This window comes from Mesorhizobium sp. WSM4808, from assembly GCF_055811675.1.
Genome location: NZ_JBVVQX010000013.1, coordinates 141,575 through 168,322 on the forward strand (window position 1 = coordinate 141,575; position 26,748 = coordinate 168,322).

Genomic DNA, 26,748 nt, shown 5'->3' on the forward strand with positions numbered 1-26,748 from the left:
AGGGCGCCGCGCCTGCCGCCGTCAGACGCTACACATTTAGCCGCGACGCCGCCTATGCGAAAAAGCTGAAAGCGGTAGCAAGCCTCGATGAAATCCCGGAGCCACCGTGCGGCGACTGGGGCGAAATGCCTGACGGATCCAGTATTTCGAGGTGCCGGCGGGTACGGGGCGCAAGCTGCTATTCGTGGGGCAGGACGAGCCGTTGACGAGCAGACGCTGCGGGTGTTGCCGGCGGGGTAGATGCCGAGAATCCCGATTGCAGGAATTTTATGCCTCTATGTATTCCGCGAGGCTGACACCCTTGGGCACATTCAGGCCATCGGCTCGCAAACCTTCGATGTGAAAGCGTATTGCGTCGCGAATCTCGGTTTCCACTTCAGGCACAGTGGCACCTGTCGCGATGCAGCCGGGTAGGTCCGGCACATAGGCAGAGAAATTACTTCCTGCTTTTTCAATCACCACTGCGTAACGCATGTCATCACTCCTTCAAACCTGACTGCTTTAGGATGCTGTTCAGTGTTCCTGGCGCAACCTCTTCAGACGGCTTGCCAGCCACGGTGACGCGGCCGGCTTTGACTTCATGCTTATATTGGCGATGGCTGCCCTTGGTTGCAACCAGATACCAGCCGTCGGCCTCCAGCAGGCGAATGATCTCGCGAACTGTAAGCCGAGGTGGCACTAGACCTCAGCTACACCCGCTCGTCGAGCCGCACGTATCGCACTTCTCGCAGGTCCCGTTCCTCACCATGGTGAAATTCTGGCACTCGGAGCAGGAATTGCCGGTGTAGCCCTGGAGCAGGGACCTGGCGCGGCGGTCGTTGGCGAGTTTCTTGGCTTCGGCCGCCTCAACGGCCGCCGCGTCGGTGAATAATCCCGCCGTGGCGTCGGAAGCAACGCCCGCTGCTTCCTCGAAGGCGATGTCCTCGGCCAGTTCCTTCGCCCGCTCCTCATAGTCGCGCTTGTAGGCGACCGTTTCGTCGCTGGCCGGCTTCAGCGCCAGCACGTTGGAGCCGGAGAAGGCGGTCGGCACTGAGCGGGCAGGGGCGCCCGAGGGGGCTGCAAAGCCCTTCGGATCGTTGCCGCTGACGCGCGACACCAGCTTCACCGGCGAGGCGCCACGGGTCAGGCCCTTGGAGACCGCATCGGTCTTGCCTTCGCTGATGCCACGGCCAAGTGCGGTGTTGGAAAAGTCCGACTGGTCGACATGAGCGAGATCGTTGCGGCCGAGATAGGAAATCGCCAGCTCGCGGAACACATAGTCGAGGATCGACGTCGCGCTCTTGATGGCATCGTTGCCCTGCACCATGCCGGCCGGCTCGAACTTGGTGAAGGTGAAGGCGTGCACATATTCGTCGAGCGGTACGCCATATTGCAGGCCGAGCGAAATGGCGATGGCGAAGTTGTTGAGAAGGCCACGCAAGGTCGCGCCTTCCTTGTTCATGTCGATGAAGATCTCGCCGAGACGGCCATCGTCATATTCGCCGGTGCGCAGGAAGATGGTGTTGCCACCGATCTTGGCCTTCTGCGTGTAACCCTTGCGGCGGCCGGGCAGCTTTTCCTGCTCGCGCGACACGCGCTCGATGATGCGTTCGACGATCCGCTCGGTGATCTGTGCGGCACGTGCCGCCGCAGGTGCGGCGAGCAACTGCTCGACGGCTTCATCCTCGTCGTCCTCGCCATCGGCGAGCAGTGAGGAGTTGAGCGGCTGCGACAGCTTCGAGCCGTCGCGGTAGAGCGCGTTGGCCTTCAGCGCCAGCTTCCACGACAGCATGTAGGCGCCCTTGGCGTCTTCCACCGTCGCATCGTTGGGCATGTTGATGGTTTTGGAGATCGCGCCGGAGATGAAGGGCTGCGCTGCCGCCATCATCTGGATGTGGCTGTTGATCGACAGCGAGCGCTTGCCGATCTTGCCGCACGGGCTGGCGCAGTCGAACACGGCGAGGTGTTCGGCCTTGAGGAACGGCGCGCCTTCCAGCGTCATCGCACCGCAGACATGGATGTTGGCGGCCTCGATGTCTTTCCGGGAGAAGCCGAGCGCCGGCAGGATCTCGAACGAGAAATCGTTGAGCTGTTCGTCGGTGAAGCCGAACGTCTCCTTCACCCAGTCGGCGCCGAGCGTCCACTGGTTGAAGACGAACTTGATGTCGAAGGCCGACTTCAAGGCTGCGTTGAGCGCCGCGATCTTCTCGTCGGTGAAACCCTTGGCCTTGAGCGCGCCGGGGTTGATGGCCGGCGCCTGGTTGAGGTTGCCGTGGCCGACCGCATAGGCCTCCATCTCGGCGATCTGGGCTTCGGAATAGCCGAGCGTGCGCAGCGCTTCCGGCACGGCGCGGTTGATGATCTTGAAATAGCCGCCGCCGGCGAGTTTCTTGAACTTCACCAGGGCGAAGTCGGGCTCGATGCCGGTGGTGTCGCAATCCATGACCAGGCCGATCGTGCCGGTCGGCGCGATGACGGTCGCCTGCGCATTGCGGTAGCCATGCTCCTCGCCGAGTTCGATGGCGCGGTCCCAGGCGGCCTTGGCGTGCGTCGCAAGGTCCTGCTGCTTCAGGTCGGAAGCGACCAGCGGCACCGGGTTGACGGCGAGCTTCTCGTAGCCCTGCTTCTCGCCATAGGCGGCACGGCGATGGTTGCGCATGACGCGCAGCATGTTCTGCGCATTGCGGTCGTAGTCGGCGAAGGCGCCGAGTTCGCCGGCCATCTCGGCCGAGGTGGCATAGGCCATGCCGGTCATGATCGCGGTGAGTGCGGCGCAGATGGCGCGGCCTTCATCGGAGTCGTAGGGAATGCCCGATGTCATCAGCAGGCCGCCGATATTGGCATAGCCGAGGCCGAGCGTGCGGTATTCGTAGGACTGCTTGGCGATCTCCTTCGACGGGAACTGCGCCATCATCACCGAGATTTCGAGCACGATGGTCCACAGCCGCACCGTGTGCTCGTAGGCTGCGATGTCGATCGTGCCGTCGGCGTTGCGGTAGGGCAGCAGATTGATCGAGGCGAGATTGCAGGCCGTGTCGTCGAGGAACATGTATTCCGAGCACGGGTTGGACGCCCGGATCGCACCGGCCGAAGCGCAGGTGTGCCAGTCGTTCATCGTCGTGTTGAAATGCAGGCCCGGATCGGCCGACGCCCAGGCGGCGTAACCGATCTTTTCCCAGAGATCCCTGGCCTTCAGCGTCTTCAGCACCTTGCCGTCCTTGCGGGCGGTCAGGTGCCAGTCGGCATCGTCCTCGACGGCGCGTAGGAAATTGTCCTTCAGCGACACCGAATTGTTGGAGTTCTGGCCCGAAACCGTGAGGTAGGCATCCGAATCCCAATCGGTGTCGTAGGTTTTGAACGACATCGAGCTATAGCCTTGCTTGGCGAACTGGATGACGCGGTAGATGTAGTTCTCCGGCACGGCGGACTTCTTGGCCGCCTTGATCTCGCGCTTCAGCGCGGTGTTGATGGCCGGGTCGAAGCAGTCGTCGCCATTGCCTTCGCAGTTGACGCAGGCCTTCATGATCGCTTCGAGATGCTTCTTGACTATCTTCGAGCCAGTCACCAGCGAGGCGACCTTCTGCTCTTCATTGACCTTCCAGTCGATGAATTCCTCGATATCGGGGTGGTCGGCGTCGACGATGACCATCTTCGCGGCGCGTCGCGTCGTGCCGCCCGACTTGATGGCGCCCGCCGCGCGGTCGCCGATCTTGAGGAAGCTCATCAGGCCCGACGAGCGGCCGCCGCCGGACAGTTTTTCGCCTTCGCCGCGCAGCAGCGAGAAGTTGGAGCCGGTGCCGGAGCCGTATTTGAACAGGCGCGCTTCACGCACCCACAGGTCCATGATGCCGCCCTCGTTGACGAGATCGTCCTGCACGCCCTGGATGAAGCAGGCATGCGGCTGCGGATGCTCGTAGGAGGATTTCGACTTGGTCAGCTTGCCGGTGAACGGGTCGACATAGAAGTGGCCCTGGCTCGGGCCGTCGATGCCATAGGCCCAGTGCAGGCCGGTGTTGAACCATTGCGGCGAGTTCGGCGCGACGCGCTGGGTGGCCAGCATGTAGGCAAGCTCGTCGCGGAAAGCGCGCGCGTCTTCCTCCGACCCCTTGAAGTAGCCGCCTTTCCAGCCCCAGTAAGTCCAGGTGCCGGCAAGCCGGTCGAAGACCTGGCGGGCGTCGATCTCGGAACCGTAGCGCTCGGCTTCCGGCAGCTTCGCCAGTTCCGCCTCATCGGCTACGGAGCGCCACAGGAAGGAGGGGACGTCGTTCTCTTCGATCTTCTTCAGGCGCGCCGGCACACCGGCCTTGCGGAAATATTTCTGCGCAAGGATATCGGCTGCAACTTGGGAGAACTGCGCCGGCACGTCGATATTGTCCAAGCGGAACACCACCGAACCATCCGGATTCTTGATCTCCGAAAGCGCCTTGCGGAATTCGATTTCCGCATAGGCAGATTGTCCTGGCTTGGTGAAACGACGCTCGATGCGCATTGGTCCGGTCCCTTTTGTCTATATATAGCGCTTTTCCCTAGGGATTTCTGCCCCCGATGCGAAACGCGCATGTCCGCCGTCTGCCGGGCGTTCGAAAACGGCCGGCTCTCCATTTCGCGGTCTCCGCCGGCCCTGCTGGTCAAACTCTTGCGAAGTACCTGTCCAACGCGCCGACGAACCCACGGGCCCCTCAAAACTGATTTTTTCCGATTCCCTCGATCGAGGGAAATTCACACTATCTAGCGTCGAACCTACCTGCAAACACTAAATATAGTATTAACAGACAATTTATTCAAGCCCGACAATTGTCCCTATCGTCCCCAACCGCCCCACAATCCCAACGCTTCCGCCGGCCTCGTAAACAGGCGGAAATGCGAGCAAAAACGCACATAATCCGGGAAAAAAGACCGGGCTCAGAACTTTCCGGTCGCACTCTCAACAGGAGCGCATGGCCTATAAAAGGCGACTCGTTTTGCGCCGTCAAGGATTCGTTTGCGTAGCTTTTGTGACCCCAACATCTTGTGTGTCACATATGTGGATAACGGGGATAGAATGCAGGCGCGGATCACGATTTTCCGCGCGCAAGCTTGCCCGGGCGTCAGCCGTAATGCAGCCGGGGCTTTGGCTCGGTGCCGGTGAACTGCACCCCGATACGGTCGTTGCGACGCCAGCGGACCTCGCACCGATAGGCAATGCCGTCGAGCGGCACATAGAGAAGGAATCGATCTGGGACCCGGGCTTCCAGCGGTACCTTCAGTTCGGCGCCGCCTTCGTGTTGATTGCGAAGCGTGCAGCCGACTTCCGAATTCGAAATTCCGGTGATGATCGACCCGCCCTTGAGCACGCGCGGACGATGCTCGCGCTGTGGGTCGTCGGACTCGTTTGGAATTGGATTTGCGGGATTCGCCATCGATCAAAAATACCAGAGCTGCCGAATCCTACCCTTGATTCCTTAGCAAAGCATTCATGTCGAAGCGCGGCAACGCGTGTCTAGCCTTTGCAAGCCAGTCCCGTTTTGCAAAGAGAGCGGTGTGGCCGCCCGTCAGGAGAAGCTGTGCGGGTCGGCGCAGAAATAGGCGATGATCTGGCAAAGGTCGGGTTCATTGACCATGCGCACCGCTTCGCTCGCACGGACCCATTTGCGGGTGCGTGAGTGTTTTTCCTTCCAGCGGTCCGCGACTTTTTCGACATGCAGTGGAAACACCAGGACCTCGCACGGCACTTCTTCGCCGGAAGCCAGGACCTTGGCGTAGAAGTAACGGCCGGCTTCAAGATGAGAGACACGGCCGCGCAGCCCGGCCTCCTCGCCGGCTTCGCGCGCCGCGGCCTCGCAGAGCGGCTCCCTGGCCTCTGGCCAGCCCTTGGGCAAAACCCAGCGGCCAGTATCGCGGCTGGTGATCAGCATGATTTCGACGCCGTCGCCCGTGTCGCGCCAGGGCAGGGCGGCAACCTGCAGACGGCACGGCGCCGTGCCGAAGAGCCGTCGGACCCTTTCGGCCAGATGATTGTGTGTCGTTGGCCTCGTCAACATCGAAGAAGCTAGCCCCAGCCTCCGGAATCGTTTGCCGTCTCACGAATCTTACGGCTAATTGTCGGCAATAAAAGTAAAAAATTTCATTCGCCTGGCCGATTTCCGCCAATAGACGTCGATTTCGCTAAATATCCGGCCCTGCCGGACCTGTTTGCGAAAGCAATCATGCGCGGGTGCAAGCTGCTGGTCTGTAACAGGCAGGTAGTTGCGAATCAGCCGGCGTGGTCGTCGGCGATCGGCTTCTGGTAGGTGAAGCCCATGTCCCACGGGAAATAGATCCAGGTGTCCTGGCTGACTTCGGTGACGAAAGTATCGACCAGCGGCCGGCCTTTCGGCTTGGCATAGACGGTGGCGAAATGCGCCTTGGGCATCATCGCGCGCACGATGCCGGCCGTCTTGCCGGTGTCGGTCAGGTCGTCGATGATCAGCACGCCGGCGCCGTCTTCGGCGAGCAGGGCAGGGGTGATCTCCTTGAGGACCTGCAACTGCCCCTGGCTGGTATAGTCGTGATAGGAGGCGACGCAAACCGTCTCGATGACGCGGATGCCGAGTTCACGCGAGATGATCGCCGCGGGGACCAGCCCGCCTCGCGTGATGCAGACGATCGCTTTCCATTGTCCCTTGTTGGCGCCGGCAAGCCGCCAGGCGAGCGCCCGGGCGTCGCGATGGAATTGGTCCCAGGAGACCGGAAAGGCTTTTTCGGGAAGGGACATGTCGCGCACTCCACAGCACGCGGGGATCGCGCGCAGGAAAACAGGGGAATGCGCGCGGAATTAGCTGGAAAGCCCCCATCTTGGCAAGAGCAAGGGCCTTGGCAAAGGCAAGGGCCAGCGATCGCTGTGGACCTACCGCGACAGGAAGGCCGCCACCGGCGCAGTGCGCAGCACGCTGCGCGTCACGCCGCCGAACAGAAGCTGACGCAGCCATGAGTGGCTGTAGGCGCCGAGCACCAGCAGATCGGCGCCGGTTTCCGCAATTCTGGTCTGGATGATGTCATCGACCGAATTGCCGCCCGACTGCTGCACCGAGACGCTGACGGTGGCGCCGTGGCGCGACAGCGCCGACGCGATTTCGGCGCCGGCGGCCTCCGGGCTGTCGTCGAGCGTTTCAGGAGGGTCGATAACCAATATGTCAGTCTTCTCGGCTTCGATGATGAAGGGCAGCGCGTCGAAGGCGGCCCGCGCCGCTTCCTTGCTGCCGTTCCAGGCGAGCAAGACGCGTTTGAAGGTGGTGATCAGCGGACCCTCGTGCGGCACCACCAGCACCGGCCGGCCGGCATCGTAGACCAGCGTGTCCACGTCCGCGCTGGAATCGCCGCCCGTTTCGCGCTGCGCCGCTATGATCAGGTCGGCGGCCCGCACGCTCGAAATCCCGGTCAGCGCGCTGTCACCCGAAAAGCTCTCCAGGCTTCGCCACTCGAAGGAAAGACCGGAATCCTCGATATGTCTGAGAAACAGCGCCTTTAATTTCTCGGCCCGTTCCCGGTTCATATCTGCCGAAACCTGCAGGAATTCGGTGTCCGGAAAGCCTGTGGCCGAGGTGTACGGCACGGGAAGTGTTTCGGCATGGATGCCGACCAGATGGCTCTGGAACCGGGTGGCGAGCGGAATGGCGCAGTCGAGCACGCGCTCGGCGTCCTGCTCGTTCTGCAGAATGGCGACGATGGTTTTGAATCGCATGACAATCCCTCGATTTACGAGCTGGTGAACTCGTGCCGGGAACGTTGCAGCGTCGTGCTTTGTTCCGGTCTGGACCAGATCAGCCGGGATTGCTGGCGAAGCCGGCGACCATCGCCTCGACGTCGGCGCGGGCGGCGTCCAGCGCCTCCTGGTTGCGGGCACGCACGACCAGTTCGGTCCAGAACTTGCCGTCGCCATATTTCGGGTAGGAGCCGATGATCGTATCGGGATGCGCTTTCTGGATATCACCCAACGGCCCGCCGATGAGGCCTTCGCCGAACGGGCAGGGCACGGTCGCCGAAAGCATCTTCGTGCCGGCCTTCAGCGTCGGCACGACATTGTCGAGCATGGCCTGGAAAATCGATGGCACGCCGGCCATGACGTGGACGTTGCCGATGCGGAAGCCAGGTGCGACCGACACCGGATTGTCAATGAGATCGGCGCCGCGCGGCATCCGCGCCATGCGCTTGCGGGCCTGCGTATATTCGATGCCACGCGCGGCATAGCTTGCTTCCAGCATCTCATAGGCCCGGACATCGTATTCGCAAGGCACGCCAAAAGCCTTGGATATGGAATCGGCCGTGATGTCGTCATGCGTCGGACCGATGCCGCCGGTGGTGAACACATAGGTGTAACGGCTGCGCACGGCATTCACCGCGGCGATGATCTCGTCTTCCTCGTCAGGGACGACACGCACTTCCTTCAGGTCGATGCCGATCGCCGTCATGATGTCGGCGAGATGGCCGATGTTCTTGTCCTTGGTTCGGCCGGACAGAATCTCATCGCCAATGACGAGCATGGCAGCGGTCACGATTTCAGGCATGGAAGGCTCCGGCAAGGCGTGTGGCCTGGGAAGGCGAGTGGTCTGAGATAGCGCGGCGCGACGGTGGCCGCAATGTCATCTTCGCGCCGCCAAGGCGAGCCGATGACGTCAAGGATCTAGGTTCGAACCGTTCGAGGGAATAGGGCACATGCAGCAATTCGTCGTCCCGGAGCGAACCGCCGCGTTCATCGAGCGCATCGCCGGCCGGGCTTTGCTGGTCAGGGCCTCACCTGAGCCTCACGACAATTTCAAGGAACCATTCGGCTGACTACCGGGTTTTATGAGTGTCGCACCAAAGCGGCTAAGATACGGAGTGATTCAATGGTTACAAAAATTCTCGCAGCATCTGTTCTGACGATCGGTCTCGCAACATCGGCGATGGCGCAGTCACTGGACGACAGGTATTCCAACAATCGTGATTGGTGGCTGTTCGGCAACAACGACCAGACAACTGTCGACCCCTATACCACGGGAAGCATCCGTGACGGCTCCGGGTTGAACACCCAAGGCAACACCGGCGCAATAGGCCCATGTGCCCACAACACGCCAGGCCCGGACGCTAACGCTGGGCAAAACGTCAACGATCAGTATTGCGGCAAATAGCCAGAACGCGATTTCCGAAAAGCGGATACCGATTTTCTGGAAGGCCATCTTCAAGAGCTAGTCCGAAAGGCCGTGGCTGGCCGCTAGCCCGTCCTCTCTTTGGACGGCTGCGGCTGGCGTCCTGCCTGGCCGCTCGACATCAGCCGCATAAATTACTCTGAGACTTCTGTCTGCGGCCGGTCGCGGCCGTCGGCCAGTTCGTCGTGCCATTTGCCTTCGGCGTCCTCATACTGGATGCCGTCGGTCGCTCCGGCGACCTGCTGCTCGGCCGAGGCGATTTCGGCCGCACGCAATGCGTCCTGATGCGTGGGAAACGTCTCGGAAAAGGTCGCTCCGACCTTGTAGGCCCAGCCGCCGTCATGTTCGACGATCTTGTAAGTCAGCTTCGCCATAGAAAACCTCCGGTTGAAAGGTCCGTCTGCTCAATGCAGCCGGTCGTCGGGCAGTCTGTCGTCGGGCACCAGCACTTCCGATTCCTTGGCGGCTTCAATCAGCGCCCGGCGCGCATCTGCTGTCGAACGATAACCTTCCAGCACTTTGAGGCAAGTGTCGAGGGCATCACGATGGCGCGGGCCGCGATTGAGCGGCCACACCGTCATCAGGCACTCCGCTGCCTCCTGGGCGCTGCGGATGTGGCGATATTTGCCGACGTGGCCAAGTTCGAGGACGACCGGCACTTCAAAAGGTTTGTTGTCCATCATGGCCGCAACGCAAAGCAGCCAATTTGGTTGCAACCATGGCCGCCAGCCTGCGCCCAAACGTCTCAGAGGCTGTTTGAAGGCTCTAACCTGCGGTCAGCGCTGCAACCGGCAAGAATGCCCTGAACAGGTTTCCTCCCAAGCCCAGCCACGCCCACTCCACGCCAACCGCTTGCGGACGGAATAGCAGCGAAGCACCGTCAAGCTGTCTGGAGACAGGAGGGGCGCGCGTGTCGGGAGCGCGGACCGTTCAGCCCACCGCCTTCATCCAATGCTGCATCGTGGTCACCGAACGGGCAAGCTGCGGCGCCGGGTGGATCGTTTCGCTGAATGTCGCCGCCGCACGCCATCCCCAGCGCGGATCAGCCAGGAAGGCTCGCGCCAGCGCCACCATGTCGGCGCGGCCCTCGGTGAGGATCGCTTCGGCCTGCCTGGGGTCGTCGATCAGGCCGACGGCGCGGGTCGGAATATCAGCACCCTTGCGCACCGCTTCCGCCAGATGCACCTGATAGCCAGGGCCGGTGGGCAATTTCTGCAACGGCGAATTGCCGCCGCTCGAGCAGCAGAGATAGGCAACGCCCTCGTCCTTGAGCGCCTTGGCCACTTCGATCGCGTCCGCTACGTCGAAGCCGCCATCGACCCAATCCATCACCGACAGCCGCGCGCCGAGCATCAGCTTTGGCGTAGCCTTGCGCACCGCCTTGGCGATCTCGACGACAAGACGCATGCGGTTTTCCAGCGAGCCGCCCCAGCGGTCCGTGCGCTGGTTGGACAAGGGCGACAGGAACTGGAAGATCAGATAGCCATGCGCGGCATGCAGTTCGATGAAATCGAAGCCGGCGCGTTCGGCCCGTCTTGCGGCTTCGGCGAAGCGCTCGATCAGTTGCAGGATCTCCTCGTCCTCCAGTGCGTGCGGCACGTTCCAACCGGTGTCGTAGGGGATGGCCGAGGCGGAGACGGTCTGCCAGGGATCCTCATTTGGCTGCAGTGGCCCGCCGCCTTCCCACGGCTTGCGGTTCGAAGCCTTGCGGCCGGCATGGGCGAGTTGGGAGCCGAATTTCGTGCCGGGTGCGGCGACGCGTCGTGCGGCATCCAGTGCGCGGCGGGCGGCGGCCTCATTGTCTTCGGAATAAAGGCCGAGGCAGCCATGGGTGATACGCCCGCGCCGCTCGACATCGGTCATCTCGACTGTGACCATGCCGGCGCCGGACATTGCGAGGTTCATCCAGTGATGGAGATGCCAGTCACTGGCCGAGCCGTCGTCGGCGGAATACTGGCACATCGGCGCGACGGCGATGCGGTTGGGGAAGGTGAGGCCGTCGAGGGTGATCGACTGGAAAAGCGACGCTGTCATGAGAAACTCCGGGAGGGTTCGCAGCTATTTAGGCGACGGATGGCGCCTGCGCCAGACACGAGGCGGTGAAAGGGGTTCTGGACCAATCACTGACGGGATTGCCGAAATGCCGGTTCGCGGATACGCCTCGGCAATGCATGGCGCCCAAAAGTGGCCCGGTTTGGGAGAGCGACATGCATAAAACAGGAGCATAAAGCGCGACGCGCTTTTGCATGGAGACCACGATGGAAGATCGTATTCGCGTCCGTTCGGAGGAAATCCTCTCCGACGACTGGGCCGTCCTGAAGAAGACCGTCCTCGACTACCGCCGGCGCGACGGGCAGTGGGAGACGCAAATTCGCCAGACCTATGATCGCGGTGACGGCGCGGTGATCCTGCCTTACGATCCCTCGCGCTCGACCGTGCTTCTGGTGCGCCAGTTCCGCTATCCCGCCTACGTCACCGGCCACCGCGAGCCGCTGATCGAGGCCTGTGCCGGCCTGTTGGACGAAAACGATCCCGAAACCTGCATCCGCAAGGAGGCGGAGGAAGAACTCGGCTACCGGCTGCAGAACGTCGAGCGGCTGTTTTCGCCCTATATGAGCCCCGGCAGCGTCACCGAACGTCTCTGGTTCTTCATCGCCCGCTATTCACCCGCCGACCGCATCTCAGCCGGCGGCGGCGCGCAAGAAGAGGGCGAGGACATCGAGGTTTTGGAAATGCCGCTCGACGAGGCGCTGGCCGGCATCGCCGATGGCCGGATCATCGACGCCAAGACCATTATCCTGATCCAGCATCTGAAGCTCAACCCGATCGCCGCCTGAACGGCGCCGGTCCTCCTTAGCCAAGGCTTCGGGAGGACACTCCTTCATCTATTCGGGTGGCCCGCCACCCGAAGCTCGAAGAGCGAAGGGTGGTGCGGATGAAGGGACTCGAACCCCCACGCCTTTCGGCACTGGAACCTAAATCCAGGGCGTCTACCAGTTCCGCCACATCCGCATGGACCGGCAATCCCATGTGGCCATCATTCTGTCAATGTCGGAGACAAGATGTAGAGGTCAGGGACAAGATGTGGTCAGGTCCAAATGCTGGTTATTCGCCGGGATGCGAAGACTGTTGAAAATTGGCCTCGCCTGTGACAAAAGGCGTGTCAAATGTGACGGGACGCGACGATCCGCTTCTGCAGAATGTGATAAGAAGTAGGAAAAACAAGAACTTATTCACATTTTGGAACGCAGTTTGGGAGAGTTTGAGCCGGGTTTTCGGTCAAATCGCCAGGTTCCGTACCAAAAGCCATTCCCGGCAAGAATATACCGGCAGGCTGTGAACGGCAGAGGCCGTGGCAGTCTCATTGGTGAAAACAAAGGTTTTACGATGCAGGTCACCGAAACGCTCAACTCCGGTCTCAAGCGAGAGATCAAGATCACCGTGCCGGCCGGTGACATGGAAGCCAAGCTGATGGCGCGGCTTTCGGATGCCCGCAACAAGGTCCGCATCAACGGCTTCCGCCCGGGCAAGGTGCCGGTGCAGCACCTGCGCAAGGTTTACGGCAAGTCGTTCATGGCCGAAGTGGTCAACGAAATCCTCAACGATTCGACCCGTTCGATCATTACCGGGCGTGGTGAAAAGGCTGCCATGCAGCCCGAAGTCATCATGACCGAGGACGAGAAGGAAGCCGAGAAGATCCTGGCCGGCGGCGCCGACTTCGAATTCCGCCTCAACTACGAGATCATCCCGGCGATCGAGATCAAGGACTTTGCCGACATCAAGGTGACACGCCAGGTGTTCGACGTGCCTGATGCCGAGATCGACGAGCAGGTCCAGCGTGTTGCCGAATCGGCGCGCAGCTACGAGCCGAAGACCGGCAAGGCCGCCGATGGCGACCGCGTCACCATCGACTATGTCGGCAAGATCGACGGCGAAGCCTTCAATGGCGGCGCGGGCACCGATCAGCCGCTGGTGTTGGGTTCGAAGGAATTCATCCCCGGCTTCGAGGATCAGCTGGTCGGCGCCAAGGCCGGTGACGAAAAGCAGGTCACCGTGACTTTCCCGGAGAACTACCAGGCCGCGCATCTTGCCGGCAAGGAAGCGACCTTCGACGTCACCGTCAAGGAAGTGTCCCAGCCCGGCGCGCTGGAAATCAACGACGAGACCGCCAAGAACCTCGGCCTGGAGTCGCTGGAGCGCTTGCGCGACGTCGTACGCGGCCAGATCGAGAACCAGTTCGGCGCCATGACGCGCCAGAAGGTCAAGCGCCAGCTGCTCGACCAGCTCGACGCGGCTTATTCGTTCGAGGCGCCGTCGAAGCTCGTCGACGCCGAGTTCAACAACATCTGGGCGCAGGTCAATCGTGACCTGGAAGCAGCCGGACGCACCTTCGCCGACGAAGAGACGACGGAAGAAGAGGCGCGTGCCGAGTATCTGCGGCTTGCCGAGCGCCGCGTGCGTCTCGGCCTGGTGCTGGCTGAAATCGGCGAGAAGGCCGGCGTGACCGTATCGGACGAAGAGCTGCAGCGCGGCCTGTTCGAGCAGGTGCGCCGCTATCCGGGCAACCAGCAGCAGGAAGTCTTCGAGTTCTACCGCAACAACCCGGAAGCGTTGAACACGCTGCGGGCGCCGATGTTCGAGGAGAAGGTGGTCGACCATCTGCTCGGTCAGATTTCGGTCACCGACGTCAAGGTCAGCAAGGAAGAGCTGATGGCCGACGACGAAGAGGACGAGACCGCCGTCAAGGCGAAGCCGGCGAAGAAAGCCGCCGCCAAGAAGGCCGACGCCAAGAAGGCCGACGACGCGGAAGAGCCCAAGAAGAAGGCCGCGCCGAAGAAGAAGGCCGCCGAATAACACCAGCGCTCCGCTGAAACAGGAAGGCCGCCCTCGAGGCGGCCTTTTTCGTTGCCAAACTGCAACAGCCGCCATGCTTCGCGAGCGGCGGCCTGTGGCGACCAAGCTTTGATCATTATCTGCGCTTCTATTGCAAGCCGCTTGGTTGTTGGAGGGCGTGTTGAGACTGTTCGTCGAATTGGGACACGCTTCGGCAATCGCGCTGGTCCTTGTCTCGGTCTGCGGCATCGCCCAGGCCGGCACGGTGCCTGACAACTGGCGCTTCGGCACGAGTGAAGACGGCCTCGTCACGGCCTCGCTCTATGCCACCAACAAGCTGATCACCGGCGGCGGTGCCTTGAGCTACAGCCCGATCCTGACGATTGCCTGCCGGGCAAACGGCGAGCCGCATTGGACTGAATGGCTGCAATTGAACGACGCTGTTTCGGCCAGCCGCAAGATCACCATGTCGATCACGGTCGATCAGGAGAGCAAGTTCGATGAAAGCTGGGCGGTCGGGCCGCGCGGCCGGATGCTGGTGCGCGATGGCGCCGATGGCATCAGGCGCCTTGTCGCCGCGAACCGACTCCAGCTTTCGTGGCGGTTCGGGCTGCTGGCGGGGCGCGGCGAGGCCGATTTCGACCTCGCCGGGTTCGGAGAAGCGGTCAATCAGGTAGCCGGCAGCTGCAACACGGATGTACCTTGAGCCACTGTAGGCCACCTAAACCTTGTACGGTCGACCTCTTCTACCCGCCGGCCAGACTCTGTGGTATATAGGTGCCGTAATTCCATTTGGGGGGAGAAGCGGATAATCTGTTCCGCCGTGCAAGGCCTATTGCTGGTGTGATCGGCACGCGCGGATCGTCTCGGGCACATTTGACGATCAGGGAGGAAAGTCATGCGCTTAGTCGCGTTTTTCGCCGTCATCTCTGTTGCAACCTTCGTCGCCGGTCCATCGCAGGCTCAGGATGCTGCTGCTGGCGAGAAGGTCTTCGCCAAATGCAAGGCCTGCCACATCGTGGAGGAGGACAAGAACAAGATCGGTCCATCGCTGCACGGCGTCATCGGCCGCACCGCGGGGACGCATCCAGATTTCAAATATTCCGATGCCATGATTGCGGCCGGCAAATCCGGCCTCAAATGGGATGAATCAACACTGACGACCTATCTTCACGATCCCAAGGCCATGGTAAAAGGGTCCAAGATGGCGTTTGCCGGCCTCAAGAACGATGCGGACGTGGCCAACGTCATTGCCTATCTGAAAACGTTCTTCAAGTGACCTGACACCTCCGTCCTGCGTTTAACCTCTTGTTTTACTGTGATCTTATCCGAACCAGGGCAGCGTAAGCAAAGACCGGTTTTCAGTTTTCGCTCGCGCCTTTAGTTCGGATCATGGCCCAGGTGCTTCCATCAGAGATGTCGACTAGGGAAAACCGCCTCAAGGATACCGACATCCGCCTCTCGGAAGCGACTGCGGGTGATTTCTTCGCGCTTTTAAAGCCGCGGGTCATGGCGCTTGCTGTATTCACTGCGTTCGTTGGCCTGATGGCGGCGCCCGGTGCGATGAATCCGGTCATCGCCGTGATTGCAATCGGTGCGATTGCGATCGGAGCAGGAGCGGCCGGGGCTCTCAACATGTGGTACGACGCCGACATCGACGCGCTGATGTCGCGCACATCAAAGCGGCCGGTTCCGTCAGGCCGCGTCACGCCGGGTGAAGCCCTCGGCTTCGGCCTGGTGCTTTCCGCACTTTCGGTCATCACGCTCGGCGTGCTGGTGGGCTGGCTTGCCGCATCGCTGCTGGCCTTCACCATCTTCTTCTACATTGTCATCTATACGATGTGGCTGAAGCGCTCGACGCCGCAGAACATCGTCATCGGCGGCGCGGCGGGTGCCCTTCCTCCTGTCATCGGCTGGGCGGCCGCCACTGGCGCGATCGGCGTTGAAAGCTTCATCCTGTTTCTGATCATCTTTCTGTGGACGCCGCCGCATTTCTGGGCACTCGCGCTGTTCAAGGTCGGCGACTACGCCGCTGCGGGTATCCCGATGATGCCGAACGTGGTTGGCTTGGCCTCGACCAGAAAACAGATATTCGCCTATTCGCTGCTCCTGGCGCCAATCGGCGTGCTGCCCTGGGCGTTCGGATTCGCGAGTGGGTTCTATGGAATTGTTTCGACTGCATTGGGCGCGGGTTTCATCTGGCACGCCTGGAAGGTCCTGATCGCTCCCGAAGAGGAGATGAAGCCTGCAAAGGCGCTGTTTGCCTTCTCGATTTTCTATCTTTTCGCGATCTTTGCCATACTGCTTGCCGATACGATCGCGATGCGAGCGTCCACGTCAACTGGAGTTGACGGCAAGACCGCTGTTAACGGAATACTGGTCGGATGAGGCAGCCAGTCTGTACTGCCGAATTGAAGGCGTTGCGGACCAGAATCGGCTCGAACATCACGAAGGAATCGCACAGAATCCCAGAATAAGCAGGGCGACCACGCCGAGGCCGAGTATGAGAAGCGTCCTTCCATCCATGACCTTCACCTTTGAACCCGAGAATATCGAAAAAAGACCACCAGAGCTAGCCGAACCGCCGGGACCCTTCTGACAAAGGGCGACAAGTCTCTGGCAAGAGAGTATGTTGATTGCGGTGCAGGTCGCGGTTTTGCGTGGCCACGCAAACGGCAGCACCGCGAAGCCGCGACCTTACCGGACCTGGTCTGGAGGAATGGTCATGGCTAGCTTTCATGTGATAGCAGGCGCCAGCGAGACGCTGGAACATACCAAAATTCGAAAAATCGGTGTTTCCGACCTTTTCGACGCGCTCAGGCGGGGCGTCGACGATTTCATGGTCAAACCGTCACATATCGTTTTTCTCTGTCTGATCTATCCGCTCGTGGGTGTCGTGCTCGCCGCCTGGACTTCGGGCGCCAATGCGTTGCCGTTGCTGTTTCCGCTGGTCTCCGGTTTCGCCTTGATTGGCCCATTCGCGGCGATAGGCCTCTATGAAATCAGCCGCAGACGGGAAGCCGGCGTGGACTCCTCCTGGAGGCATGCTTTCGAGGTCAGGAATTCTCCGGCGCTGCCGGCCATTGCCGCGGTCGGCATCATGCTGTTTGCAATCTTCATCACCTGGCTTTTGACCGCGCAGATGTTCTACCAATACCTTTTCGGCCCGGCTCCGCCTGAATCGATATCCGGCTTCATCAATGAAATATTTGCCACCGGACGTGGCTGGACGCTGATTATCCTGGGGCACGCCATAGGCTTGGTCTTCGCTGTGGTGGTGTTGTGCACAACGGTCGTCGCCTTCCCGTTGTTGCTCGACCGGGACGTCGGCGCCTACGAAGCCATCCACACCTCGGTGCGTGTGGTGCTGGCGAACCCGATCACCATGGCCGTGTGGGGCCTGATCGTCGCCGTCGCCCTGATTATCGGCTCGCTGCCGGTGTTCGTCGGGCTGGCTGTCGTGTTGCCGATCCTCGGTCACGCCACCTGGCATGTCTACCGCAAGGTCGTGGAGCCGCCCGCAAGGCCGGCGGTTTGAGCAAAGTCTCCTCGCCGCACAGGCGAGGGGGCGGTTCTGATCGAAACTGTCAGTAAGCCGGGTGACTGAAGCGAGCCTGGTGTGCGCACATGATCAGGTTACGGAAATCCGCGCCACTGACATGCACCAGCGTTCTATGGTCGCCGCCTTCGAAGTAGACGTCGGCGGCATCGGCGAGGCTTTCTTTGACAATCACCGCGTACATCATAGGCAGCGCCGATCGGCGGAATGGCGCCGGTGTCGCAATCATCGAAGAGCGAAACCACCTCGTCTTCGGAGGCGAGTCCGAGACGCTTGTCCATGACATCTTGCAACCTGCCAAGTTCGATCCTGTGGGTGCTCGGAACCACGGCCAGCGTATAGCCAAGCTCGTGGTGAACGACCACGGATTTCGCCAGGATGCTGCCGGGCACATGCGCGGCTATTGCCGACTGCCGGCTTGTTGAAGTGCGATGATGGGCGACGGTGTCGTAGGAAATTCCCTTGCCGTCGATGAAATCCCTTAATCTGTTTGCGATCGTCATCTTGGCCTCCCTTGCCAGACTTCGCGACGCGCGTAGAACGAGAGAAGTCATTCTGCCGATGTCGCTTCCGATATCTGGAAAATGGACCAGCCGCCCGTTGTTTCAAGGCAACCGAACGGCAAGCAGCATCGTCGCACAACTGAAGTCGGGGCAGATGGATCTCACCCAGCTCTTGATTCAGGGCCCGTCTCCGAAAAACACCAACCGGGTGAAAAGCGTGTAATCCGCTTCGAAGACCATCATTGCCACGAACACAAGCACCAGTATCGGCGGCAGGATGATCGCATAGGTCAGCGCCAGCCGCTCCCAAGCCATGTGCATGAAGAAGGCGACGATCAGGCCCGCCTTGAGCATCATGAAGATCAGGATCAGCGACCATCTGAGATAGCCGTGGAGGCCGAAATAATCGACCATGTAGGAACAGGCGCTTAGGATGAACAGCCATGCCCAGACCACCAGATAGAGTTTGATCGGGTGTTCCTGATGGACCTCGGCATGGGGGGCAGCCGTCCGAGCTTCATGGGCGTGACCAGCGCCAAGTCCGTGTTGTCCGAGGCCGTTTGCGGTTGCTTCAGCCATATCTGCCTCTCACCAAAGATAGAAGAAAGCGAAAATGAACACCCAGACCAGGTCGACGAAGTGCCAGTAGAGCCCCATGATCTCGACGCTCTCGTAGTGACCCCTGCGGCTGGTGAAGAAGCCGCGCCGTCCGGTGTCGTAGTCTCCGCGCCAGACCTTGCGCGCCACGATGAGCAGGAAGATTACCCCGATCGTCACATGGGTGCCGTGGAAACCGGTGATCATGAAGAAAGACGAACCGAATTGTGCGGCGCCCCAGGGGTTGCCCCAGGGCCGCACCCCCTCAGTGATCAGCTTGGTCCATTCGAAGGCTTGCATGCCGACAAAGGTCGCGCCGAGTGCCGCGGTCAGAAGCATCAGAATTGCCGTCTTCCGGCGGTCGCGGCGATAGCCGAAATTGACCGCCATGGCCATCGTGCCGCTGCTCGAGATCAGCACGAAGGTCATGATGGCGATCAGGATTAGCGGAACATTCGAGCCGCCTATGTGCAGCGCAAAGACCTCGCTCGGGTTGGGCCACGGCACGCGCGTCGAAATACGCGCGGTCATGTAGGAGAGCAGGAAACAGCCGAAGATGAAGGTGTCGCTGAGCAGGAAGATCCACATCATGGCCTTCCCCCAGGACACGTTCTTGAACGCCCGCTGATCCGAGGACCAGTCGGCGGCAATGCCTTGCCAACCCGCTGGCCGGGGCGTCGTTTGGCTGATATGCGTCATTGTCGTCTCGGACATCCGCTTGATCCCTTAGGTCAGCAATTGTCGGCAAATGTCTATGAACGTAGCGCCCCAGCCGGCAAGCAGGGCGAATATGGCGAGCCAGACGAAAAGCAGGAAATGCCAGTACATGGCGCACAGCTCGACGCCGAGGCGAAGCCGTTCCGGCCGCGCTCCATTCCAGGCGCCGGCAGTCGTTCTGCCGAGACCGACCAGCCCGCCGAGTATGTGCAGGCCATGCATGCCGGTGATTAGGTAGAAGAAGCTGTTGGCCGGATTGGAGCTCAGCAGATAGCCGTCTTCGGCCAACTGCCGCCATGCCACCAACTGCCCGACCAGGAAGGCAAGCGCCGTGAGCCCGGCTGTGGCGAGGCCGAGTCTGACCATATCGCTCTGCCGCTTGCGCGCGGCGGCCGAGGCGCATTGCAGCGCGACGCTGCTGAGCACCAGCACGCCGGTGTTGAGCCAGAGCAGGCGCGGCAGCGGCAGCGGCTGCCAGTCCGACAGCGCCATGCGCATGAAGTAGGCGCTGGTGAACAGCGCGAACAGGCAGCCTACAACGGCGAGGAAGACACCGAGGCCGATCTTAGCCGTCGGCAGCGCCGAGCGGTCGAGGGCGACAAAATCCTCGGCCATGCCTTGCTCGAGCCATGGCTTCGACATCAGCCGCTGATGGGAAAGCCACCATCCGACAAAGGCGACGACCACCAGCAGGAAGACCAGGATGACGCTCATGCCGGCTCCTTGTAGGTGCCGAAGGAGCCTGGCACGTTCTGCGGAATGAAATCCTCCTTGGCGCCCGGCACGCTGTAGTCATAGGCCCAGCGATAGACGATCGGCAGATCCTTGCCGAAATTGCCGTGGGCCGGCGGGGTTTCGGACGTCTGCCATTCGAGCGTCGTGGCGCGCCAGGGATTGCCGCCGGCCTCACGGCCGTGACGGATGCTCCAGATCAGGTTGAACAGGAACACGATCTGGGCAAAGCCGACGATGAACGCCATGATGCTGATGAAGGAGTTCAGGTGGTGGGCCGATTCCGTCATGATCGTCATGTCGGTCAGTTCGGCATAGCGCCGTGGCAGGCCCACTAGGCCAAGATAGTGCATGGGGAAGAAGATCAGATAGGCGCCGAGGAACGTGACCCAGAAGTGGAACTGGCCGAGCGTCTCATTCAGCATCCGACCGGTTACCTTGGGGTACCAGTGGTAGATTGCGCCGAAAATCACGAGGATTGGAGCGACGCCCATGACCATATGGAAATGCGCAACCACGAACATCGTGTCCGACAATGGAACGTCGACGACGACGTTGCCAAGAAACAGGCCGGTCAAGCCGCCGTTCACGAAGGTGACGATGAAGGCCAGGGCAAAGAGCATCGGTATGGTGAGATGGATGTCGCCGCGCCACAGCGTCAGCACCCAATTGTAGACCTTGATGGCGGTCGGCACGGCGATGATCAATGTCGTGGTGGCGAAGAAGAAGCCGAAATAGGGGTGCATGCCGCTGACATACATGTGGTGAGCCCAGACGACGAAGCTCAGCGCGCCGATGCCGACGATCGCCCAGACCATCATCCGGTAGCCGAAGATGTTCTTGCGCGCATGGGTGCTGATCAGGTCGGAGACGATGCCGAAGGCCGGCAGTGCCACGATGTAGACCTCGGGGTGACCGAAGAACCAGAACAGATGCTGGAACAGGATCGGGTTGCCGCCGCCATGCTGCAGTTGTTCGCCCATCTCGACGATCGCCGGCATGAAGAAGGAGGTGCCGAGCGCACGGTCAAACAACATCATCACGCAGGCGACGAACAGCGCCGGGAAGGCGAGCAGCGCCATGACGGTGGCGGTGAAGATGCCCCAGACCGTCAATGGCAGGCGCATCAGCGTCATGCCCCGCGTGCGGGCCTGCAGCACCGTCACGACATAGTTCAGGCCGCCCATGGTGAAGCCGATGATGAACAGGATCAGTGAGACAAGCATCAGGATGATACCCCAGTCCTGGCCGCCTGGCGTACCGGTCATGATGGCTTGCGGCGGATAAAGCGTCCAGCCGGCACCCGTCGGTCCGCCGGGCGCAAAGAAGCTCGACACCAGAACCACCACGGCAAGCAGATAGATCCAGTAGCTCAGCATGTTGACATAGGGGAAAACCATGTCGCGAGCTCCGACCATCAGCGGGATCAGGTAGTTGCCGAAGCCGCCCAGGAAGAGCGCCGTGAGCAGGTAGACCACCATGATCATCCCGTGCATGGTGATGAACTGGTAATAGGCTTCCGGGGTGATGAAGTCGAACGTGCCGGGGAAACCGAGCTGCAGCCGCATCAGCCAGGACAGCACCAGCGCCACCATGCCGATTGCCGTCGCCGTCGCCGAATACTGGATGGCGATGACCTTGGCGTCCTGCGAGAAGATATACTTCGTCCACCAGCTGTGCGGATGGTAGAGTTCCATTTCCGGGACTTCGGCGGCCGGGACCGCATCTGCAGGCGTGATATCGACCATAGGAGGAGTTCCTCCGTGCCCTTTTCAGCGGGACCCGACAGTTTCGAGTTTTGCCGCAACTTTTAAAGCTGATGCCGTTGCCTTGCCCGGCGCCTGTTGCGCCGAGCCCGTCTGCTGGGGCGCCGACAATTGCGCGAATGTCTGCTGCTGGTCGAGCCAGGCCACATAGTCCTGCTCGGTGTCGACTATGACGATGCCATTCATCAGAGGGTGGCCTTGGCCGCAAAGCTCGGCGCACAGCACCTGGAAGGTTCCTGTCTTGGTCGGCGTGAACCAGAAATAGGTGACCGAGCCCGGGATCATGTCCATCTTGGCGCGGAACTCCGGCACGTAGAAATCATGCAGCACGTCGATCGAGCGGAGCAGCATCTTGACCGGCTTGCCGACCGGCAAATGCAAATCAGCCGCTTCGACCACGACATCGTCCTGACCGTTGGGATCGCCGGCGATCACGCCCAGCGGATTGTCCGCGGTGACCTCGCGGGTGTCGGATCTGCCAAGCTTGCCGTCCTTGCCAGGCAGACGAAAACTCCACTGCCACTGCTGGCCGACGACTTCGACCACGGTTGCGTCGCTGGGAACGTTGACGAACTGGCTCCAGACGAACAGGCCGGGAACCAGCAACGCCGTAACCCCGACCGCGGTGACGATCGTCAGCCACGATTCGAGGCGCTTGTTTTCCGGTTCGTAGGCAGCCCGATTCCCTTCCCGATGACGGAAGCGGAAGACGCAATAGGCCATGAACAGAACCACGGCGGCGAAGACGACACCGGTGATCCAGAAGGTGATGCTGATGGTGTTGTCGATATAGCCCCAGTTCGAGGCAATAGGCGTCCACCACCATGGACTCAGCAGGTGAAACAGCACCGAGCCCACAACGATCAAAACGAGTACAAGCGCTACGGCCATGTCCCGTCCTCCCGGCATTCAAAGGGCGATCGAAGCTGTCCCGGCGAATGCCAAGTTCATCATAGCTCTTTTTGCGATCGAAATTCCAGAGCCGACTATCTTGACGGGAAAAATACCGCCTTTTTGCTACAGCGACCTTCGAGAAGGGCCGTTCCTAGATCAGCAGCAGGCCCTTCATGCTCGAATAGCCCTTGCGCCCGATGATGACATGGTCGTGCACGCCAATACCCAGCCGCTTGCCCGCCTCGATGATCTCCTTCGTCATTTCTATATCGGCTCGTGAGGGTGTGGGGTCGCCTGACGGGTGATTGTGGACCAGGATGATGGCGGTGGCCGAGAGTTCGAGGGCGCGCCTTCCAGCCCGCCTGATGAAAGCGAGCGATGGACGCGGTCATCGTCTCGTAGTGGAAGCCTTCGATATGAAGGCAGGCCGGACGTTGCTCGGGCTGGATATCCAGATTGGCTGTCAGGTCGACCTCGCCAAGCTCGAACGGTTCGCTGATGATCGTCCGGCTGCCATTGCGCTCGATGATCACGATCGCCTGGGAGAGGCGGTTGTTGGGCGTGTTGCGGATCGGCAAGGCGTGGACACCCAGTTTCGAAAGCGCGCCGAGCGCCCAATCGCTCTCTGGATCCTGGCCAACTGCTGTCGCCAGTTCAACGTCCAGCGCGTAGGGTGCTCCGATGCCGGCGGCGGCAACCGCGAGATTGGCCGCGGGGCCACCCAGCGCCTTGTCGATGTGGCTGGCGGTGATCCGGTCGTCGCGATGCGGCAGCACGTCGACGCGGCACAGGAAGTCGACACTCACCCTACCTGCGACCAGAAGTCTTGGCAGGTGATCTAGGTTCTTTGGCCTGCGTGGTGCGCGGCCCGGCAGTGAGCGCGCAAAGGAGCTCGGCCGATACATCAGCGCGGCAACCGCCTTCTCGATGCGGTCGCGCGTGCCTTCCTTCAGGCTTGCCGTTCCATTGATGAAGTTCGACACCGTGCCGATGGAGACACCGGCGGTTCGTGCGACATCCGCTATGGTCGGGCGCTTGCGTTGCAATGGCGGAGTTCCAATTGAAGCGTTTCAAAACGGTAGCAGCGAAAATGCGATGCCTCAACGGAATTGTCTTCTAAAAATCAAGAGAGCACTCCTCTCGATTGGAAGTTTAATCCAGAGATAGAGCGGACCTTGGGCCCTCTTTCCAAGATTGAACAATTTTCAAATTTTTTGGTAAAAGATTGTGCAAGCGAATTTCCTGCACTTCATTCGATCGCCCGGGCTTGATCGGACGGTCTTGGCATGCCCCCGGCCCGTCAGATCAGCAACAGGCCCTTCATGCTGGCATATCCCTTCAGCCCGACGATGATGTGGTCATGCACCGCGATGCCCAGCCGCTTGCCCGCCTTGATGATCTCCTTCGTCATTTCGATATCGGCTCGTGAGGGTGTGGGGTCGCCCTTCTGGGATGCGTAGGGAACTCTATTCGCGAGGTTCACGATTGCTCATGTTCCTTCCCGTTGAGTCGATTTGTCGCGCGACACTTAACGGTTTGCTGATTTGCCCATTGGTTTAGGTCGGCCACGGGATAGACGATGGACTTTCCAATCTTCACGAACGCTGGCTCGACGCGCATTGCTCGCCAGTTGACCAATGTCCCGGTCGAGATAGCGCCGCGACTTCGCGCAAGACTGAAAGCGGGTTCTGACCAAGGTAGAACATCGCGGCTGCCGGCTAGAAAAAGGCCGGAGGGAAGTGCGATCATTTAGTCTGATGCTCCGGGCAGGATCAACCAGCAGGGCCCTCCGAAGGCGGAGCGAACACGGCGGATACTGTCGGCGCGCCACCACGCTGGTTACTGCCGAGCCGCCGGGAGCACCCCAGCGTAGAGTTGGCAGCGACCGATGGCCCGACAAAATGCTCCGACCGTCTCAGGCGATGACTGCTTTGCGCCCTCTTTCCGGTCATTCCGAACTGAGGCTCGATCTCCCAGAGGCGGCCTTTGCAATGAGGTCTCTCTAAAATCCGAGGTCGCGATGCGGCAGCAGTCCGGCGATGCGCGCAAAAGGCGCCCGATCCACGCACGTTGGATCGGCGTGAGCCGGGCGGCAATAGTGTTAATTGCCACGGTCTAAGAAGCAACGACTATCAGGGTGGTAGTAGAAACTCGTGGGACAATTAGATTCTACTCGGCCGCGCAAGTGTAGCCTGTGAAAGTCCGCGCAAACCTCAATACACTATCGGCTAGAACTGCCCGCCGACACTGGCTCTCACGCCGTGCCTACGGCTGTCCTCGAAGCCGAAGTTGCCGGTGTAGTCCAGCCCCAACCGCATGCCGTTATTCAAGTGAAGATCTGCACCCAACCCTAGCGTGACCTGGTTCTGCGCAAAAGCTTGTGTTTGAACATTATAAATCAAGCCTTCCGGAAGATCTGCGTAACGGATATCAACGGAGCTGTCGCCCTCTAACTCGTGCATATATTCAAGCCTTAGACGCGGGGTCAGTGTGCCGACTTCAAGTGCTAAATCGGTAGACGCCGCAAAGCCCAGCGAGCCACCAAAGCTGTCAACCTGCTGCCTGCCATACGCAAGCGAGTATTCGCCGGCCCCTGTTTCCGAAAAGCCGTTCAAGATCGACGACGAGCCCGACAACCTAGCAAACGGCGTCAGCTTCCACGCTCTCAGCTGCGTGTCATACCCCGCGGTAAGCGATGCGTAAAACTGGTCACCATCTCGGTCGCCGCTCCCAAACGCACCTGAGCTCGTATCAAAACGCCTTGAGTTGAAGTCGAATGAGCCATAGCCGATCAACGCATCGACAAAGAAACTCGGTGTTGCCATAAAACTTCCGTAGATAGCCGCGCTTATCGCTTCGCCGTCGCTAGTCGTGCCGTTTGTACCTATGTCACTGCTGTCGGTACTGTAGCCCAAAGAAATGCCGCCAACGAAACGCTGGCTGAAACGGTAGTCGACACCTGCCGTGAGATTGTAAGCGATCGAGTCACGCCCAGCCTTCGCCTGCACGGTCAGTACTGCCAACATCGACCGAGCCACTCGTCCACATCGACAGGCCGAGCTTCTGCGCGCCGTCATCACAAAGTTCGTTGAGTTGCGGCGTTGACAGTCTCTCGGTGCCGCCATCAGCGTCAGGACCGGAAAGCTGAACAGTGTTGGCAAGAAACTGGCGGCAGCTCTCGTCGTGCAGAGCCGCCATGCGCCGGTTGATGTTGTCCATCTGGCTCTGGGCGAACTGCTGCGCAGCCTGCGCCTGCGCCGTTAACAATCCGCGCACATCTGGATCGGTCGATGGATCGGGCCGCGCCTGCACGGTAATCGTCACGGTTGCGGGGTCGGATACGCCACCCGGCCCCGTTAGCGTGTAGTTAACGACTACGACCCCTTCGAACACAGGTGTTGCGTCAAACTGCAGAGCGTAATTGGGCGCGCCAACGATGGTTGAGACACCGCCCTCCACGGGAAGACTGGACACGATAGTTGCCGCCGAGAACGGCCCCCCGGTCGCGCCGGGAGTCAATGGCACAGTGACAGTCGCACCTGCCAAAACAGTGGCCGTCAAGTTCGGTGCCGTTGGCAGAGCGGCATCGTCGTTGAGGATCGTGCCAAGCCCCTGACCATCGGCGATGGTGACATTGACCGGGTTGCTCAGGTTGAGCGTAAACGTCTCATCCGGCTCGGAAATCGTGTCGCCATTTACCGGGACATTGATTGTCGCCGTCGTGGCACCAGGCAGAAACGTAAGGCCCACAGACTGAGCCACATAATCGGAACCTGCAGTCGCTGTACCGTCGGCCGTCCCCACCTGCACGCTGATAGAGTTAGCGCTCGCGCTGCTCAGTGTCACCGCAAACTGGGCTGACGTGGTCCCCGCATCGCCCTCGACAATGGCAACGTCGCCGACCGAGATCGTTGGCGGAGCGGCATCGTCGTTGAGGATCGTGCCAACCCCCTGACCATCGGCGATGGTGACATTGACCGGGTTGCTCAGGTTGAGCGTAAACGTCTCATCCGGCTCGGAAATCG

25 protein-coding genes, 1 tRNA gene and 4 pseudogenes are annotated in these 26,748 nt (G+C 60.7%); 7 read left to right on the forward strand and 23 right to left on the reverse strand.

The window, feature by feature from the left end; genetic code table 11:
* Positions 1–267 precede the first annotated feature (267 nt).
* The 8 genes from AC0L2U_RS23140 to AC0L2U_RS23175 all read right to left on the reverse strand — a co-directional run bounded on the left by AC0L2U_RS23140 (position 268) and on the right by AC0L2U_RS23175 (position 8,501).
* On the reverse strand, positions 268–474 hold the full coding sequence (locus AC0L2U_RS23140) for a type II toxin-antitoxin system HicB family antitoxin (protein ID WP_127810590.1): 207 nt from the start codon (positions 472–474) through the stop codon (positions 268–270).
* 4 nt (positions 475–478) lie between these two features.
* The gene (locus AC0L2U_RS23145) at positions 479–679 is read right to left on the reverse strand and encodes a type II toxin-antitoxin system HicA family toxin (protein ID WP_013532021.1); all 201 of its coding nucleotides are present in this window, start codon (positions 677–679) and stop codon (positions 479–481) included.
* Positions 680–685: 6 nt separating this feature from the next.
* Positions 686–4,468, reverse strand: a complete 3,783-nt coding sequence (locus AC0L2U_RS23150; protein WP_128364211.1) for a vitamin B12-dependent ribonucleotide reductase — start codon at positions 4,466–4,468, stop codon at positions 686–688.
* Positions 4,469–5,066: 598 nt separating this feature from the next.
* The gene (locus AC0L2U_RS23155) at positions 5,067–5,378 is read right to left on the reverse strand and encodes a PilZ domain-containing protein (RefSeq protein WP_127810588.1); all 312 of its coding nucleotides are present in this window, start codon (positions 5,376–5,378) and stop codon (positions 5,067–5,069) included.
* Between the two features lie 132 nt (positions 5,379–5,510).
* Positions 5,511–5,999 (reverse strand): NUDIX hydrolase, encoded by a 489-nt coding sequence (locus AC0L2U_RS23160; RefSeq protein WP_473602716.1) that lies wholly within the window; start codon positions 5,997–5,999, stop codon positions 5,511–5,513.
* 212 nt (positions 6,000–6,211) lie between these two features.
* The gene (gene gpt, locus AC0L2U_RS23165) at positions 6,212–6,712 is read right to left on the reverse strand and encodes a xanthine phosphoribosyltransferase (protein ID WP_057145797.1); all 501 of its coding nucleotides are present in this window, start codon (positions 6,710–6,712) and stop codon (positions 6,212–6,214) included.
* Positions 6,713–6,844: 132 nt separating this feature from the next.
* Positions 6,845–7,678 carry a universal stress protein gene (locus tag AC0L2U_RS23170; RefSeq protein WP_127272270.1) on the reverse strand — a complete coding sequence of 278 codons (834 nt, stop codon included), beginning with the start codon at positions 7,676–7,678 and terminating at the stop codon, positions 6,845–6,847.
* A gap of 79 nt (positions 7,679–7,757) precedes the next feature.
* Positions 7,758–8,501, reverse strand: a complete 744-nt coding sequence (locus AC0L2U_RS23175; protein WP_473602717.1) for a competence/damage-inducible protein A — start codon at positions 8,499–8,501, stop codon at positions 7,758–7,760.
* A gap of 321 nt (positions 8,502–8,822) precedes the next feature.
* On the opposite strand from AC0L2U_RS23175, the gene AC0L2U_RS23180 reads away from it, so the two are divergent.
* Positions 8,823–9,104 (forward strand): hypothetical protein, encoded by a 282-nt coding sequence (locus AC0L2U_RS23180; RefSeq protein ID WP_127810585.1) that lies wholly within the window; start codon positions 8,823–8,825, stop codon positions 9,102–9,104.
* 152 nt (positions 9,105–9,256) lie between these two features.
* On the opposite strand, the gene AC0L2U_RS23185 is transcribed toward AC0L2U_RS23180, so the two are convergent.
* The 3 genes from AC0L2U_RS23185 to AC0L2U_RS23195 all read right to left on the reverse strand — a co-directional run bounded on the left by AC0L2U_RS23185 (position 9,257) and on the right by AC0L2U_RS23195 (position 11,156).
* The gene (locus AC0L2U_RS23185; RefSeq protein ID WP_095090749.1) at positions 9,257–9,496 is read right to left on the reverse strand and encodes a DUF2188 domain-containing protein; all 240 of its coding nucleotides are present in this window, start codon (positions 9,494–9,496) and stop codon (positions 9,257–9,259) included.
* A 30-nt stretch (positions 9,497–9,526) separates the two neighbouring features.
* On the reverse strand, positions 9,527–9,805 hold the full coding sequence (locus tag AC0L2U_RS23190) for a DUF982 domain-containing protein (protein WP_127810584.1): 279 nt from the start codon (positions 9,803–9,805) through the stop codon (positions 9,527–9,529).
* A 247-nt stretch (positions 9,806–10,052) separates the two neighbouring features.
* A complete protein-coding gene (locus AC0L2U_RS23195; RefSeq protein WP_292699984.1) occupies positions 10,053–11,156 on the reverse strand; it encodes an NADH:flavin oxidoreductase/NADH oxidase in 1,104 nt (367 codons plus the stop codon).
* A gap of 224 nt (positions 11,157–11,380) precedes the next feature.
* On the opposite strand from AC0L2U_RS23195, the gene AC0L2U_RS23200 reads away from it, so the two are divergent.
* Positions 11,381–11,959: an NUDIX domain-containing protein gene (locus AC0L2U_RS23200; protein ID WP_127272271.1), complete on the forward strand. Its 579-nt coding sequence runs from the start codon at positions 11,381–11,383 to the stop codon at positions 11,957–11,959.
* Between the two features lie 90 nt (positions 11,960–12,049).
* Here the strand turns inward: AC0L2U_RS23200 and AC0L2U_RS23205 are convergent.
* Positions 12,050–12,134, reverse strand: a tRNA-Leu gene (locus AC0L2U_RS23205).
* A gap of 375 nt (positions 12,135–12,509) precedes the next feature.
* On the opposite strand from AC0L2U_RS23205, the gene tig reads away from it, so the two are divergent.
* From tig to AC0L2U_RS23230, 5 genes are all read left to right on the forward strand, one after another.
* The gene (gene tig, locus AC0L2U_RS23210; RefSeq protein WP_473602718.1) at positions 12,510–13,976 is read left to right on the forward strand and encodes a trigger factor; all 1,467 of its coding nucleotides are present in this window, start codon (positions 12,510–12,512) and stop codon (positions 13,974–13,976) included.
* A gap of 160 nt (positions 13,977–14,136) precedes the next feature.
* A complete protein-coding gene (locus AC0L2U_RS23215) occupies positions 14,137–14,661 on the forward strand; it encodes a hypothetical protein (protein WP_127379811.1) in 525 nt (174 codons plus the stop codon).
* A gap of 192 nt (positions 14,662–14,853) precedes the next feature.
* Entirely contained in the window at positions 14,854–15,234 is a 381-nt protein-coding gene (locus tag AC0L2U_RS23220) for a c-type cytochrome (RefSeq protein WP_473602719.1), read from the forward strand.
* Positions 15,235–15,371: 137 nt separating this feature from the next.
* Positions 15,372–16,343 carry a heme o synthase gene (cyoE, locus tag AC0L2U_RS23225; protein ID WP_127396522.1) on the forward strand — a complete coding sequence of 324 codons (972 nt, stop codon included), beginning with the start codon at positions 15,372–15,374 and terminating at the stop codon, positions 16,341–16,343.
* A gap of 337 nt (positions 16,344–16,680) precedes the next feature.
* Positions 16,681–17,493 carry a DUF2189 domain-containing protein gene (locus AC0L2U_RS23230; RefSeq protein WP_127379813.1) on the forward strand — a complete coding sequence of 271 codons (813 nt, stop codon included), beginning with the start codon at positions 16,681–16,683 and terminating at the stop codon, positions 17,491–17,493.
* 49 nt (positions 17,494–17,542) lie between these two features.
* Here the strand turns inward: AC0L2U_RS23230 and AC0L2U_RS23235 are convergent.
* From AC0L2U_RS23235 to AC0L2U_RS23285, 11 genes and pseudogenes are all read right to left on the reverse strand, one after another.
* Positions 17,543–18,017 (reverse strand): annotated as a pseudogene (locus AC0L2U_RS23235) (aminoacyl-tRNA deacylase).
* 177 nt (positions 18,018–18,194) lie between these two features.
* Entirely contained in the window at positions 18,195–18,596 is a 402-nt protein-coding gene (locus AC0L2U_RS23240) for a cytochrome C oxidase subunit IV family protein (protein WP_127379815.1), read from the reverse strand.
* Between the two features lie 9 nt (positions 18,597–18,605).
* A complete protein-coding gene (locus tag AC0L2U_RS23245) occupies positions 18,606–19,328 on the reverse strand; it encodes a heme-copper oxidase subunit III family protein (RefSeq protein WP_127379816.1) in 723 nt (240 codons plus the stop codon).
* 12 nt (positions 19,329–19,340) lie between these two features.
* Positions 19,341–20,045 carry a cytochrome c oxidase subunit 3 gene (locus AC0L2U_RS23250; protein ID WP_127396523.1) on the reverse strand — a complete coding sequence of 235 codons (705 nt, stop codon included), beginning with the start codon at positions 20,043–20,045 and terminating at the stop codon, positions 19,341–19,343.
* Complete coding sequence (ctaD, locus tag AC0L2U_RS23255) at positions 20,042–21,811, reverse strand: cytochrome c oxidase subunit I (protein ID WP_473602720.1); 1,770 nt, start codon at positions 21,809–21,811, stop codon at positions 20,042–20,044. Before ctaD ends, AC0L2U_RS23250 begins: the two co-directional genes overlap by 4 nt.
* A 24-nt stretch (positions 21,812–21,835) precedes the next feature.
* Positions 21,836–22,720, reverse strand: a complete 885-nt coding sequence (locus AC0L2U_RS23260) for a cytochrome c oxidase subunit II (RefSeq protein WP_127321125.1) — start codon at positions 22,718–22,720, stop codon at positions 21,836–21,838.
* 154 nt (positions 22,721–22,874) lie between these two features.
* Positions 22,875–23,087, reverse strand: a pseudogene (locus AC0L2U_RS23265) (JAB domain-containing protein); the annotation flags it as partial.
* 103 nt (positions 23,088–23,190) lie between these two features.
* A pseudogene (locus AC0L2U_RS23270) lies at positions 23,191–23,769 on the reverse strand (PfkB family carbohydrate kinase); the annotation flags it as partial.
* A gap of 254 nt (positions 23,770–24,023) precedes the next feature.
* Positions 24,024–24,167, reverse strand: a pseudogene (locus tag AC0L2U_RS23275) (JAB domain-containing protein); the annotation flags it as partial.
* A 784-nt stretch (positions 24,168–24,951) separates the two neighbouring features.
* Entirely contained in the window at positions 24,952–25,749 is a 798-nt protein-coding gene (locus AC0L2U_RS23280; protein ID WP_473602721.1) for an autotransporter outer membrane beta-barrel domain-containing protein, read from the reverse strand.
* Positions 25,709–26,748 (reverse strand): Calx-beta domain-containing protein (locus AC0L2U_RS23285; protein WP_473602722.1); only part of this gene is annotated, 1,040 nt, incomplete at its 5' end. The genes AC0L2U_RS23280 and AC0L2U_RS23285, both read right to left, overlap by 41 nt.

Excerpts from the sequence above, each read along its gene's own strand:
- AC0L2U_RS23140 (WP_127810590.1), bottom strand. The coding sequence starts at position 474 with ATGCGTTACGCAGTGGTGATTGAAAAAGCAGGAAGTAATTTCTCTGCC.
- AC0L2U_RS23150 (WP_128364211.1), bottom strand. The coding sequence starts at position 4,468 with ATGCGCATCGAGCGTCGTTTCACCAAGCCAGGACAATCTGCCTATGCG.
- AC0L2U_RS23155 (WP_127810588.1), bottom strand. The coding sequence starts at position 5,378 with ATGGCGAATCCCGCAAATCCAATTCCAAACGAGTCCGACGACCCACAG.
- AC0L2U_RS23160 (WP_473602716.1), bottom strand. The coding sequence starts at position 5,999 with ATGTTGACGAGGCCAACGACACACAATCATCTGGCCGAAAGGGTCCGA.
- gpt (WP_057145797.1), bottom strand. The coding sequence starts at position 6,712 with ATGTCCCTTCCCGAAAAAGCCTTTCCGGTCTCCTGGGACCAATTCCAT.
- AC0L2U_RS23170 (WP_127272270.1), bottom strand. The coding sequence starts at position 7,678 with ATGCGATTCAAAACCATCGTCGCCATTCTGCAGAACGAGCAGGACGCC.
- AC0L2U_RS23175 (WP_473602717.1), bottom strand. The coding sequence starts at position 8,501 with ATGCCTGAAATCGTGACCGCTGCCATGCTCGTCATTGGCGATGAGATT.
- AC0L2U_RS23180 (WP_127810585.1), top strand. The coding sequence starts at position 8,823 with ATGGTTACAAAAATTCTCGCAGCATCTGTTCTGACGATCGGTCTCGCA.
- AC0L2U_RS23185 (WP_095090749.1), bottom strand. The coding sequence starts at position 9,496 with ATGGCGAAGCTGACTTACAAGATCGTCGAACATGACGGCGGCTGGGCC.
- AC0L2U_RS23190 (WP_127810584.1), bottom strand. The coding sequence starts at position 9,805 with ATGATGGACAACAAACCTTTTGAAGTGCCGGTCGTCCTCGAACTTGGC.
- AC0L2U_RS23195 (WP_292699984.1), bottom strand. The coding sequence starts at position 11,156 with ATGACAGCGTCGCTTTTCCAGTCGATCACCCTCGACGGCCTCACCTTC.
- AC0L2U_RS23200 (WP_127272271.1), top strand. The coding sequence starts at position 11,381 with ATGGAAGATCGTATTCGCGTCCGTTCGGAGGAAATCCTCTCCGACGAC.
- tig (WP_473602718.1), top strand. The coding sequence starts at position 12,510 with ATGCAGGTCACCGAAACGCTCAACTCCGGTCTCAAGCGAGAGATCAAG.
- AC0L2U_RS23220 (WP_473602719.1), top strand. The coding sequence starts at position 14,854 with ATGCGCTTAGTCGCGTTTTTCGCCGTCATCTCTGTTGCAACCTTCGTC.
- cyoE (WP_127396522.1), top strand. The coding sequence starts at position 15,372 with ATGTCGACTAGGGAAAACCGCCTCAAGGATACCGACATCCGCCTCTCG.
- AC0L2U_RS23230 (WP_127379813.1), top strand. The coding sequence starts at position 16,681 with ATGGCTAGCTTTCATGTGATAGCAGGCGCCAGCGAGACGCTGGAACAT.
- AC0L2U_RS23240 (WP_127379815.1), bottom strand. The coding sequence starts at position 18,596 with ATGGCTGAAGCAACCGCAAACGGCCTCGGACAACACGGACTTGGCGCT.
- AC0L2U_RS23245 (WP_127379816.1), bottom strand. The coding sequence starts at position 19,328 with ATGTCCGAGACGACAATGACGCATATCAGCCAAACGACGCCCCGGCCA.
- AC0L2U_RS23250 (WP_127396523.1), bottom strand. The coding sequence starts at position 20,045 with ATGAGCGTCATCCTGGTCTTCCTGCTGGTGGTCGTCGCCTTTGTCGGA.
- ctaD (WP_473602720.1), bottom strand. The coding sequence starts at position 21,811 with ATGGTCGATATCACGCCTGCAGATGCGGTCCCGGCCGCCGAAGTCCCG.
- AC0L2U_RS23260 (WP_127321125.1), bottom strand. The coding sequence starts at position 22,720 with ATGGCCGTAGCGCTTGTACTCGTTTTGATCGTTGTGGGCTCGGTGCTG.
- AC0L2U_RS23280 (WP_473602721.1), bottom strand. The coding sequence starts at position 25,749 with ATGTTGGCAGTACTGACCGTGCAGGCGAAGGCTGGGCGTGACTCGATC.